The sequence below is a fragment of the Candidatus Propionivibrio aalborgensis genome, from assembly GCF_900089945.1.
GTDB classification, from domain to species: Bacteria; Pseudomonadota; Gammaproteobacteria; order Burkholderiales; family Rhodocyclaceae; genus Propionivibrio; species Propionivibrio aalborgensis.
Genome location: NZ_FLQY01000114.1, coordinates 1 through 12518 on the forward strand (window position 1 = coordinate 1; position 12518 = coordinate 12518).

The 12518-nt window shown below is 54.9% G+C and carries 10 protein-coding genes and 1 tRNA gene; 7 read left to right on the forward strand and 4 right to left on the reverse strand.

What is annotated here, in order from left to right:
- From PROAA_RS07190 to ppdK, 3 genes are all read left to right on the forward strand, one after another.
- A partial coding sequence (locus PROAA_RS07190; protein WP_186410696.1) for an IspD/TarI family cytidylyltransferase occupies positions 1-192 on the forward strand: 192 nt, incomplete at its 5' end.
- Positions 189-668, forward strand: a complete 480-nt coding sequence (gene ispF / locus PROAA_RS07195; protein WP_186410697.1) for a 2-C-methyl-D-erythritol 2,4-cyclodiphosphate synthase — start codon at positions 189-191, stop codon at positions 666-668. The genes PROAA_RS07190 and ispF, both read left to right, overlap by 4 nt.
- Positions 669-955: 287 nt before the next feature.
- On the forward strand, positions 956-3676 hold the full coding sequence (gene ppdK, locus PROAA_RS07200) for a pyruvate, phosphate dikinase (RefSeq protein ID WP_186410698.1): 2721 nt from the start codon (positions 956-958) through the stop codon (positions 3674-3676).
- Positions 3677-3705: 29 nt separating this feature from the next.
- Here ppdK and PROAA_RS07205 read toward each other — a convergent pair whose 3' ends face one another.
- A complete protein-coding gene (locus tag PROAA_RS07205) occupies positions 3706-5067 on the reverse strand; it encodes a sensor histidine kinase (protein ID WP_186410699.1) in 1362 nt (453 codons plus the stop codon).
- Positions 5068-5087: 20 nt separating this feature from the next.
- Positions 5088-5810 carry an osmolarity response regulator transcription factor OmpR gene (gene ompR, locus PROAA_RS07210; RefSeq protein WP_186410700.1) on the reverse strand — a complete coding sequence of 241 codons (723 nt, stop codon included), beginning with the start codon at positions 5808-5810 and terminating at the stop codon, positions 5088-5090.
- Between the two features lie 230 nt (positions 5811-6040).
- On the opposite strand from ompR, the gene PROAA_RS07215 reads away from it, so the two are divergent.
- A complete protein-coding gene (locus PROAA_RS07215) occupies positions 6041-6469 on the forward strand; it encodes a hypothetical protein (protein ID WP_222102144.1) in 429 nt (142 codons plus the stop codon).
- 291 nt (positions 6470-6760) lie between these two features.
- Here PROAA_RS07215 and PROAA_RS07220 read toward each other — a convergent pair.
- A tRNA-Asn gene (locus tag PROAA_RS07220) sits at positions 6761-6836 on the reverse strand.
- 57 nt (positions 6837-6893) lie between these two features.
- On the opposite strand from PROAA_RS07220, the gene PROAA_RS07225 reads away from it, so the two are divergent.
- On the forward strand, positions 6894-8774 hold the full coding sequence (locus PROAA_RS07225) for an AsmA family protein (RefSeq protein WP_222102145.1): 1881 nt from the start codon (positions 6894-6896) through the stop codon (positions 8772-8774).
- A gap of 90 nt (positions 8775-8864) precedes the next feature.
- Here the strand turns inward: PROAA_RS07225 and PROAA_RS07230 are convergent, their stop codons facing one another.
- Positions 8865-10067, reverse strand: a complete 1203-nt coding sequence (locus tag PROAA_RS07230; protein ID WP_186410703.1) for an amino acid aminotransferase — start codon at positions 10065-10067, stop codon at positions 8865-8867.
- Between the two features lie 158 nt (positions 10068-10225).
- Here PROAA_RS07230 and uvrB point away from each other — a divergent pair, with 158 nt between their 5' ends.
- Positions 10226-12286, forward strand: a complete 2061-nt coding sequence (gene uvrB / locus PROAA_RS07235) for an excinuclease ABC subunit UvrB (protein WP_186410704.1) — start codon at positions 10226-10228, stop codon at positions 12284-12286.
- A gap of 163 nt (positions 12287-12449) precedes the next feature.
- The coding region (locus tag PROAA_RS07240; protein WP_483771109.1) for an arsenate reductase/protein-tyrosine-phosphatase family protein at positions 12450-12518 on the forward strand (69 nt) is incomplete at its 3' end.

The following is a 12518-nucleotide window of genomic DNA, read 5'->3' on the forward strand; positions in this document are numbered from 1 at the left end:
CCGCAGATGTTTCGCTACGGTGTACTGCGCAAGGCTCTGGCCGGAAACATCGAAGTAACCGATGAGGCCGGTGCCGTCGAGGCCACCGGTCTCAGACCGCGCCTGGTGCGCGCCGACGCGACCAATCTCAAGGTCACGTTCCCGGCCGATATTCAGCTGGCGAAGCTTATCCTTCAGGATAGGAACTCATGATTCGCGTTGGCCAGGGGTGCGACATTCATGCGCTGGTCCTCGGCCGGAAGCTGATCATTGGCGGCGTGGAGATTCCCTATGAGTACGGGCTGCTCGGCCATTCCGATGCTGACGTGCTGCTGCACGCAATCATCGATGCGTTGCTTGGCGCGGCGGGGCTGGGCGATATCGGTCGGCATTTCCCCGATAGCGACGAGCGCTATCGCGGTGTTGACAGCCGAGTGCTATTGCGTTGCACCGGGCAATTGCTCGCCCAGGCCGGCTGGCGCATTGTCAACGTCGATTCGACGATCAATGTGCAGCGCCCGAAGATGTGGCCACATCTTCCGCAGATGGTCAGCAACATTGCCAGTGATTTGCTGCTACCTGAGGGCCGGGTTAACATCAAGGCGAAGACTGCCGAACGCTTGGGGTTTGTCGGGCGCGGGGAAGGGGTTTCTGCAGACGCAGTGGTCTTGATCGAGCTCAATGAATGAAGGTTCCCACTTCTTTATGGGCCATTGTTCTTGGGTCACGACGGGTTTTCAATGGATTCGGTTTGTTTGCTCAGAATTCAGTAATTTTCAGGTAAAGGCTTTTGGGTCGCTTGCCGAAGTCAACAAAATTGGGACGACTCCTTGATCCTTGGTATAGTTGCGGGTCAAGAGCGTAAGGTTTGTCCTAATAAACTATCAACTCTCTCCGTTCGGTCAGATAAATATTTCAAAAATGCGTGGACCGTTCACGTCGTACTTTTTAATTTTTCCGTTTTAGTGAGGTCAATATGTCGAATAAGTTCGTTTACGTTTTTGGCGCTTCGAAGACCGAAGGCTCGGCCGATATGAAGAATCTGCTGGGTGGCAAAGGTGCCAATCTCGCAGAAATGTGTCGCTTGGGAATCTCGGTGCCACCAGGCCTCACGATCAGTACCGAAGCTTGCACGGTCTATACCGAAAAGGGTGCCGAGAGCATCCAAAAGCTGCTCGACGCCGAGGTAAGGCAGGGCGTAGCCTTCCTCGAAAAGGAAATGGGCAAGAAATTCGGCGATGCCGCCGACCCCTTGCTGGTCTCGGTGCGCTCCGGATCGCGTGCCTCGATGCCCGGCATGATGGACACGATTCTCAATCTGGGTCTCAATGACGAGGCGGTTGAGGGTCTGGCCAATAAATCCGGCAACGAACGTTTCGCATGGGACTCCTACCGCCGTTTCATCCAGATGTACGGCGATGTGGTCATGGGCCTGAAACCCGAGTCAAAGGAAGATCATGATCCCTTTGAAGCCATCATTGATGAGCTTAAGGAAAAGAAGGGCGTGGAGCTCGACACCGACCTCGACGTCAACGACTTGAAAGAGATGGTTGCCGCGTTCAAGGGCATGATCAAGAGCCGTCTTGGACGCGAGTTCCCGAATGATCCTTGGGAGCAGTTGTGGGGTTCGGTCATGGCCGTGTTCCAGAGCTGGAACAATGATCGTGCCGTGTTCTATCGCCAGATGAACGACATCCCGGGTTCCTGGGGAACCGCCGTCAATGTGCAGTCGATGGTATTCGGCAATCTTGGGCAGAACAGCGGTACCGGCGTCGCCTTCACCCGCGATGCAGCTTCAGGCGAAGACATCTTCAACGGCGAATTCCTGATCAATGCGCAAGGCGAAGACGTGGTGGCCGGCATCCGCACGCCGCAGCAGATCACGCTCGAAGGCTCGACCCGTTGGGCGGATCTTGCGCAAGTGAGCGAACTTGATCGTCGCACTAAATACCCGTCGCTCGAAGAGATCATGCCCGAGATTTATCAGCAACTGCTCAAGACCGAGACGGCGCTGGAGAATCACTACAAGGACATGCAGGACATCGAATTCACCATCCAGGAAGGCAAACTCTGGATGCTGCAGACGCGTTCGGCGAAGCGCACGGGCGCGGCCTTGGTCCGTACCTCGATGGAAATGCTGGCACAGGGTCTGATCGACGAAAAGACTGCGCTGCTGCGAGTCGGTGCTGATCGTCTGAACGAGCTGCTTCACCCCGTTTTTGATGGTCAGGCGGTCAAAAAGGCGCGCCTGATCGCCGGCGGACTGCCGGCATCGCCTGGCGCAGCAACCGGCCAGGTCGTTTTCTTCGCCGACGAAGCTGAGGCTTGGGTTGCCAAGGGCAAGGACGTTATTCTGGTTCGCCAGGAAACTTCGCCGGAAGACTTGCGTGGTATGGTCGTCGCCAAGGGTATTCTGACGGCCCGCGGTGGCATGACTTCGCACGCCGCTGTGGTGGCGCGCGGCATGGGTAAGTGCTGCGTTTCCGGCGCCGGCTCCGTTCGCGTCGATCCGAAAGCGCGCACGATGACCATCGAGGGTGTCGTGTACAACGAGGGCGACTGGATCTCGCTTGACGGTTCGACGGGCAAGGTCTACGAAGGCAAGGTGCCAACCAAGGACGCCGAATTGTCGGGTGACTTCGGCAAGCTGATGGAACTCGCCGATCGCTACAAGCGCCTGGCCATCCGAGCCAATGCGGATTCCCCTGAGGACGCCAAGGTGGCGCGTAATTTCGGCGCCGTTGGCATCGGACTGTGCCGTACCGAGCATATGTTCTTTGAAGGCGATCGGATCAAGTCGGTCCGCGAAATGATCCTGGCGCAGGACGAAGCCGGCCGTCGCAGCGCACTGGCCAAGTTGCTGCCGATGCAGCGCGGCGATTTCGAGGGCTTGTTCGTCGAAATGGCTGGTTTACCGGTCACTATCCGCCTGCTCGATCCACCGCTGCACGAATTCCTGCCGCACGACGAAGCCAATCAGCGCGCGATGGCGGCAGAAATGGGAATCTCGTACGATGAGATCAAGCATCGCGTGGACGACCTGCACGAAGCGAACCCGATGATGGGCCATCGCGGCTGCCGTCTCGGCATCAGCTACCCGGAGATTACGGAAATGCAGTCCCGGGCAATCATCGAGGCAGCGCTGAACACCAAGGCCAAGGGCGTCGACGTCCGCGTCGAAATCATGGTGCCGCTGGTCGGTACGGTGCGTGAATTCAACGCGCAGGCCAAGGTCATTCGTGACACGATCGAGGTCGTCTTTGCCGAGCGCGGTACGCACATGAATTATTTGCTCGGCACGATGATCGAAACGCCGCGTGGCGCACTGGTCGCCGATAGCATTGGCAAGCAAGCGGAATTCTTCTCGTTCGGTACCAACGACCTGACCCAGATGACGCTTGGTTTCTCACGTGACGACATCGGCAAGTTCCTGCCCGACTACCTGAAGGATGGTATGTACGAGCAGGATCCGTTCCAGTCGATCGATCAGAAGGGTGTTGGCCTGCTGGTCAAGATGGCGGTCGAAAAAGGCCGCGCCGCACGTCCTGGCATCAAGCTCGGTGTCTGTGGCGAACACGGTGGCGATCCGGCATCGATCGACTTCTTCCATCGGGTCGGGCTCGATTATGTGAGCTGCTCGCCGTTCCGGGTGCCGATTGCGCGTCTGGCGGCGGCTCAGGCAGCGATCGGCCAATAGCAGGGTCGCGATGTGGCAAAGGCCAGCTCTTATGAGCTGGCCTTTTTATTTTCTGGATCGTTTTGTGCTGCCAGTACCAAGGGCAGCCGCAGACGTGCAATCAATCCGCCGCCATCCCTTGTCAGGAGCTCGAGTTTGCCCTCGTGCAGGCGTGCAATCCGCTCGACAATCGCCAGTCCAAGTCCGGTGCCGCCGGCGTCAGTGCGAGCATTTTCAAGGCGGGTAAAGGGACGTTTCACGCGTTCGAATTCTGTTTCGGGTATGCCGGGGCCCCGATCGAGAAAATCGATCAAAACTTCACCATGGTCGACGCGGGTTTCAACAGCGATGGGTTCGCTGCCATACTTGCGGGCGTTTTCGAGGAGATTGACGAGTGCCCGCACCAGTGCTCGCGGACGGATCATCGACGCAGGCACCTCTCCCAGTGTGATTTGAGCAGTTGGCTTTGAGCGGCTCATTGCGCCGATGGTCTGGTCTACCAATGCATTGACATCGGTCAATACCGCGTGTTCCTGGCTATCGCCACGAGCGTAGTCGAGGAATTGAGCAATGATGGTATCCAGTTGCTCGATATCGTCAATAACGGCTTGTCTGGCAGAACCATCATGGATTGACAATTCAGCTTCAAGCCGCAAGCGTGCCAGGGGTGTTCGCAAGTCGTGCGAGATGCCGGCCAGGACTCCAGAACGCTCGGTTTCGATTCGCTTCAGGTCTCGTGACATGCGGTTGAAGGCTTCCGCGAGCTGTTGCAATTCGACTGCGCCGCGTTCGGAAATGGGTTCGGGATGTCTGCCCCTACCAACTTCTCGCGCTGCGTCGACGAGTGCACGCAAGGGCCGGGTCACACGCGATACGATCAGCCAGGCGACCAGGAGCGCCAGCGCCAGCGAAACGCTTCCCCAACTCAGCCAGTGCCACGGATAGTCGTTCTTGGCATGATCGCCTGGCAACATCAGCCAGTAGATATCCTCGTCGCTGTCGTCAATCGAAAAGCTGACCCAGATGCCACGTTGTCCGTTGACTGAACCAGCAAAGCGTGTTGTCGGTCCCAGCTCCGATCTGACGGTTTCGAACATGGTACGAAAGAAGAATGTATCAGGGAGTGCTTTGACTCGATCTGTGGGTTCGGCTGGATAAAGACGGACGCCTTCGCTCTCGGCCAGATCGCGTAACAGATTCAATCGTTTGTCGGGGTCGGCCGCAACAAGGGCGGCATTGGTCAGATTGACGACGCTTACAGCAAGCTGCGCCAATTGACGCGCCCGCGGCTCTCTTTCAGCCAGTGCATAGAGCGTTAGCCAGGATGCGACACAAACGAAGATCAACAAGCTGACGAGCAGGAATGTACGGACAAGCAGCGTGCGCGGAACCAGTTTATCGAGAAGCGTCACAAGTAGCGCCTCGAGACCTGTTATGTTGTTTGGCCGTGGCCGTCAGGTATGAAGACGTAGCCGAAGCCCCAGACGGTTTGCAGATACCTTGGAACAGTCGGGTCAGGTTCAACCAGCTTGCGCAGGCGCGATATCTGGACATCTATTGCGCGGTCGAAGGGACCCTGCTCGCGACCTCGTGCGAGAGTCATTAGACGATCACGTGAGAGCGGCTGACGCGGATGTTCGAGCATAACCCTGAGTACGGCGAACTCACCTGTCGTGAGTGGTAGCATCTCAGCATTCCTTTTCAGCGTTCTGGTCGCCAGATCAACCTCGACGTCGCCAAAGGTGATGGTTTTGTCTTCGGCGGTGGGCGCACCCGGCACGACCTTCGTTTGTCTGCGCAGAACCGCCTGAATGCGGGCGACCAGCTCACGGGGGTTGAATGGTTTGGGCAGATAGTCGTCAGCACCCATTTCGAGGCCAACGATGCGGTCAATCTCATCACCCTTGGCGGTGAGCATAATGATGGCCTGTTGCGGTTCGCTGGTACGCAGACGGCGGCAGATCGAAAGGCCGTCCTCGCCCGGCAGCATAAGATCCAGTACGATCAAGTCAAAGGTGTCGCGTGTCAGCGATTTGTCCATCGCATCGGCATTGTCGGCTGTCCTGACAACAAAACCCTGCTCAGTGAGATAACGCTGCAATAGATCGCGCAGTCTTTTGTCGTCGTCTACGACGAGAATTTTTCGTTCAGGCATACGCGAATCGTAACCGGAAAGCGCTCTGTGTGGGAAAGGCGGGTGCTGAGTGCAAGTAATTCTCAAGCTCCAGATGTGTGGAAACCATGCTGTTTGACCCTTCGGAAACAAAGATTTACAAAGCGCGAAATTATGTGTGAATCCTTGTTACAACTGGCTTGCACCCTATCGAGAAATAACCGGTAAGGAGGGGAGGTATCGTGTGTCATTGAAGGAGTGCAGAATGCGGCGTGGTGAAACTTCTGGGCTATGATCATCGAGGCATATTGTTGATCGCGAAACGTAGATGGCGTCGTGTTGACCAACTGGTGCACGAACTGATCAGTTCAGTACGGGGAGTTGACCAAATTGAAGTACTTCGCAGGTGTCAGGATGGAGCAAAACGAGGTGTGATGGTTATTTTCAAACGGATGGTAAATTGTCTGTTGGCGATGATTGTGTTGGCGCTTGCGATGCCACTGGCAAATGCAGGAAACCCACAGGGCAGAGGGCAACGCCAACAACAGTCGCGTGATCAACGAGAAACCACGCAATCCTATAGTCATACTGATAGAGATGGCGAAGGGAAACGTTCGCAACGTCTTTCTCCTGAAGAGCGGCGGCAGTTGCGGCGCGATATCAAGGAAGCAGGGCGCGAGATATATTCACCGCGCCGATAGCTTACTTGCGAAATCGTGTCGATACGAATGCATCGAGAACCTGGCAGGTCAACTTTTTAGGGGTTGCGTCAAAGGGGAGAATGAAATCGCACGGCAAGTATTTTGCGCGGAATTCAGGTAAAGTCCCTGAGCTTGCCAAGGTGGGAAAGATGGGCTCTGAAAACGAACTGAGTATTTGCTCAGTTATAGGGAGGCTGAAAATTGTTTGGAATAAGAATGAACGTGGTAGGGCTATGGCCCAAAAGACAAAAAACCCCGCAGGTCGAGAAACCTGCGAGGCATGGAATTTTCTGGCTCCTCGACCTGGGCTCGAACCAGGGACCTACGGATTAACAGTCCGGCGCTCTACCAACTGAGCTATCGAGGAACAAAGAAGGGCGCATTCTAGACACTCACAAATCATTCGTCAATACGTTACCAGCAAATGGATTCTAATCTCATCTACGCCAAAACAGCCTCCGGTGAGGAGGCCATGAAGAAGCGAACACGGGTCATGCAGCGAAATGTTCGTATGGTTCTGATCCTTGTCGACGGGAAATCGACAGTTGCCGATTTGTGTCTCAAAACAGGCAATCCGCAGCTCACAGAATACGCCTTGGGCGAGTTGGAAAGAGGGGGTTTTGTAGAACCGCGAATCGTGCAGGATTCATTCACAACCGAGACAGCCGAGACAGCCGAAAGTACAAATCTTGCCTATGAGATTCTTACTGCAGCATTGGACAAGTCAAGACAGCTTTCTGCACCTGGCAGCACAACTGGTGCAGAACCTTCTGTGCCGGATGTTGCCTTGCCTACCGATCTTGAGCTTCAGACTTCAGTTACTCCAGATAGCGATGCTTCGATATCGCGACCGGCTGTTGCCTCATTTGAATCCTTGGACGTGCCCGTGGAGCAGCCTGAAGAGAATTATGCTGCTGTTGTTGTCCCGAAAGGAACGGAAGAAATATCGGAGATACAACCAAAGAGTTGCGAGGAACCCAGACCGTCTATTGCAGATCGCATCCAATCCTTTTCACAGAGTGTGAGTTCAAGTTCTGACGATGATGTTTCGATAAAGCCGATACGACGAGGCTCCGGTGAGCCGATGCGTTGGCCATTGAAATTGTTTCTTGGGGTTGTTGGGACGTTTGCGCTCGCTTTTTTGACGCTTTTCTTCTTCCCTTACGACAGTTATTTGCCCGAGGTCGAGAATGCTTTCACACAGGCAAGCGGGCGACCGGTCAAGGTGGGGCTTATGCGGGTGGACTTCCTTCCTAAACCCGGATTGTTTCTCCGTGACGTACACATCGGTGCCGGGAAAGACGAGATTCGGGTTGCTGAAGTACAACTTCGGCCAGCGGTCGGCACACTCTTTGCGTCCAAGATAATCTTTCGGGAGGTCGTATTGGACGGTGTTGAACTTCCTGTTGAGCGCTTGGCCGGCGTGCCCGGTGTCTTTGAAGCGTTGGCCAAGCCCACTGCCAGAGCGGGTGTCGAACGGGTTGGCTTGGAAAATGTGCATATCACATATCGCGGCCTCGGTTTTTCCGAGATGGAGGGAGAAGCCACATTGTCAGCGAATGGTTTGTTCCAGTTCCTGTCGCTACGCTCACCGGATCGTAGCTTGAACCTCAAGGCCACGCCAATGGCGCAGGGGTTCGGCGTTGTCCTGGAAGGCTTTGGCTGGCGTCCGTCGAAAGGTTCGCACTACCTGTTCGACTCGATCAATCTGACGGGAGCGTATAAGAATGGGGAATTCACGATTAGCGATATGGAGTTGTATGTCTTTGACGGCGTTGTAAGAGGCGGCGCGCTGTTACGCTCTGAAACAAATCCGAGCATCGTCGGCGAAGTCTCATTTGAACGGATTAACGCCACCCGATTCGGAAGTGCACTGGGGATAGGCGAGCAGTTTACGGGCGAGACTGCTGGAAAGATACGTTTTTCTGCAACAGCCGATTCGTGGGCATCGATATTTTCAGCAATCGAAGCAAATGGTGAGTTTGCGATGCATCGAGGAAGTGTCCGGGGCGTTGACCTGGCGGAAGCTGTGCGACGTGTTTCAAAAGCTTCTGTGCAAGGAGGCCTAACATTGTTCGAGAGCTTAACCGGGAGGATCAAGCTGTCGCCGACGAAGTATCAATTCACGGGATTGGTTCTGAAATCAGGCTTGATGCAATCGGTCGGGTATATCGATGTAAGCAAGGGTCTTGAAATCAGCGGCATGATTGAACTGCAAATGCAGGGAACAGTGAATCAGACGCGGGTACCCCTTTCCATCAGCGGACCACTTGGAACCCCCATCGTCAAGGTCGGCAGGAGCTGATGAACCGGCCGGGGTCGGTGAGTGCGGCAAAGAACAACGGAGCCCACGGAGTCAGTGCTATCGCCGCATCTTACTCGACGGCATACCAATTCAAAGTACAGCAGCAATGGCATCAGCTACGTAATCGATGTTCCTTGAATTCAGAGCCGCCAGACAGATTCGACCGGAGCTGACGGCGTATATTCCGTACTCGCTTTGCAGGCGAGCTACCTGGTCGGCTGACAGCCCCGTGTATGAGAACATACCCCGCTGTTTGATGACGAAGGAAAAGTCCCGCGCAGCGGCCTTGACTTTCAGCTTCTCGACCAGGTTGCCCCGCATCGTGCGGATACGGTTACGCATGACAGCCAGGTCGTCCTCCCAGATCTGGCGCAATTCGGGGCTCGACAGAACTGCCGCAACTACAGCAGCTCCGTGGGTTGGCGGGTTGGAGTAATTGGTACGGATCACTCGCTTGATTTGCGACATCACGCGCGCGGATTCGTCCTTCGATGCAGTAACTATCGACAAGGCGCCGACACGCTCTCCATAGAGAGAGAAAGACTTGGAGAACGAACTGGATACGAAAAACTGCAAGCCTGACGCAGCAAACAGATTTAGCGCAAGTGCGTCTTCAGCAATACCGTCGGAAAAACCTTGATAGGCCATGTCGATGAACGCGACCAGTCCACGCGCACGAATCACCTCAATTGTTTCACGCCACTGAGTTTCGGTCAGGTCGGCCCCCGTCGGGTTATGGCAGCACGCGTGCAGCACGACAATGGAATCGGCAGGTAGTGTTTTCAGTCCGGCTTTCATGGCATCGAAATTTACGCCATGGGTCATTGCATCGTAGTAAGGGTAAGACTCAACCGTGAATCCGGCCGATTCAAACAGCGCGCGGTGATTTTCCCAACTTGGATCACTGATATACACCTTGGCGTCAGGTAACAAACGCTTGAGGTAATCGGCACCGACTTTGAGTGCGCCGGTACCACCCAATGCTTCGGCGCTGACTACCCGGCCCTCGGCCAGCAGGGCAGAGTCCTTGCCGAAGAGCAGCGTTTGCACGGCCTGGTTGTAGACGCCGAGACCTTCAATTGGCAGGTAGCCGCGCGCCGGCAAGCTTTCCAGGCGTTTCTTTTCGGCTGCCATGACCGCGTTGAGCAGTGGAATCTTGCCGCTATCGTCAAAGTACACGCCGACACCAAGGTTGACCTTGGTCGTGCGGGTATCGGCGTTGAAGGATTCATTCAGGCCGAGAATGGGATCGCGAGGGGCCATTTCTACAGCAGCGAATATCGAGGAGGTCATGGGCAGGGCACTTTAGTTAGGATCGACAAGGCGCGTCCAGAATTGCGAATATGAGCTTCCATTCGCGCCACGAGTCAAGCAATTGACGGGATGTCGGAACACGGTACCATTCAAACAGCGAACGGGCGAGCGGCAAAAAATCGACGTAGAATTCTACCATGTCGAATTCGCAAAAATCTCCTGAAAACGCATCACCGGTCAGCTTTGAAGGCAGTCCCTTCCGCTTGCACCAGCCATTCTCCCCCGCTGGCGATCAGCCGGAAGCGATCGCCAAGCTGGTCGAAGGTCTCGCAGACGGTCTGTCTTTCCAAACTCTGCTCGGCGTGACTGGTTCGGGGAAGACCTACACCATGGCTAACGTCATTGCCCGTACGGGACGCCCGGCGCTGGTACTGGCGCCGAATAAAACGCTGGCGGCGCAACTCTATTCGGAATTCCGCGAATTCTTTCCGGAAAATGCGATCGAGTATTTTGTTTCCTACTACGATTATTATCAGCCGGAAGCTTATGTTCCGGCGCGGGACTTGTTCATCGAGAAGGATTCGTCTATCAACGAACACATCGAACAGATGCGTCTTTCGGCAACAAAGAGCCTGCTCGAACGTCGCGATTGCGTGATTGTCGCAACGGTCTCCTGCATCTATGGCATCGGTGACCGTGATGAGTATCACAAGATGATCCTCACCATGCGCACCGGTGATCGGATGGGACAGCGCGATGTGATCAAACGGCTGGCCGAGATGCAGTACGAGCGTAACGAGATCGATTTCCATCGCGGCACATTCCGCGTACGCGGCGACATTATCGATGTTTTTCCCGCCGAGCACGCCGAACATGCTATCCGTATCTCGCTCTTCGATGACGAAATCGATGGGCTGCAGTTGTTCGACCCGCTGACTGGCCATTTGCAGACGAAGCTCACCCGCTTTACGGTATTTCCCTCTTCGCACTACGTGACGCCTCGGGCAACGGTGCTACGAGCAGTCGAGGCCATCAAAACCGAACTCAGTGATCGTGTCGAGTTTTTCCACAAGGAGAATAGACTGGTCGAAGCGCAGCGTATCGAGCAACGCACCCGGTTCGACCTCGAGATGCTTGATCAGCTGGGTTTCTGCAAAGGCATCGAGAACTACTCGCGCTATCTTTCAGGGCGCAAGGCAGGCGAACCTCCACCGACGCTGATTGACTACTTGATGGCCGATGCCTTGATATTCATTGACGAATCGCATATCGCGATTCCACAAGTCGGGGCAATGTACAAGGGCGATCGTTCGCGCAAGGAAAACCTGGTCAATTTCGGATTTCGATTGCCTTCGGCCCTGGACAATCGACCGCTAAAATTCGAGGAATTTGAGGCCATGTTGCGACAGACAGTTTTTGTTTCGGCAACGCCTTCAGAGTACGAAGAAACTCACCAAGGACAAGTCGTTGAGCAGGTCGTTCGCCCGACCGGTTTGATCGATCCGGTGGTCATTGTTCGCCCGGCAACGACACAGGTTGACGATCTACTGTCGGAGATCAGGTTGAGAATGGCGAAGAACGAGCGGGTTCTGGTGACGACACTGACCAAGCGAATGTCCGAGGAATTGACGAACTATCTTGGAGAGAGCGGAGTGCGTGTGCGCTACTTGCACTCTGACATCGATACCGTAGAGCGCGTCGAAATAATACGTGACCTGCGTTCGGGGAAGTTTGACGTTTTGGTTGGCATCAATCTCTTACGGGAAGGACTCGATATTCCGGAAGTTTCGCTGGTTGCGATTCTGGATGCAGACAAAGAAGGTTTTTTGCGCTCCGAACGCTCGCTTATCCAGACCATCGGTCGCGCGGCCCGCCATATCAATGGTACGGCCATGCTCTACGCAGACCGTGTAACCAACTCAATGCGCCGTGCCATCAATGAAACCGAACGTCGACGGGAAAAACAGATTCGTTATAATGCGGCACATGCCATCACCCCGAAAGGGGTGACGAAGCGTATCAAGGACATTATCGACGGTATCTATGATTCCGGGATTGCACAACGCGAACTCAAGGCTAGCCAACAGCAAGCAAGCTACAAGCTTTTGAATGAAAAGCAGCTTACCCGGGAACTCAAGCGCCTGGAAAAGGAGATGACCGACTGCGCCAGAAATCTTGAGTTTGAAAAAGCGGCGATTCTGCGCGATCAATTGTTCAACATCAAGAAGCAGCTTTTTGGTGTTGTATTGCATGAATGATGTGTTTGGACTGAATCAGAGCCAATTTGCCATTGGACGCTGTGATTTGTCGATATATGGGCGATGTACAGAATGAATCGAACCGATGCTCAAGTGAGTGAGAGAAACGCTCTCAGCCTGCGATGAACAGGTTTGTCACACGGCCCCGGGTGAGGGTGAGTCAATGATCAAAGTTTTGTTTGTATGCATGGGCAATATTTGCCGTTCGCCGACTGCTGAGGGCGTCTTTCGC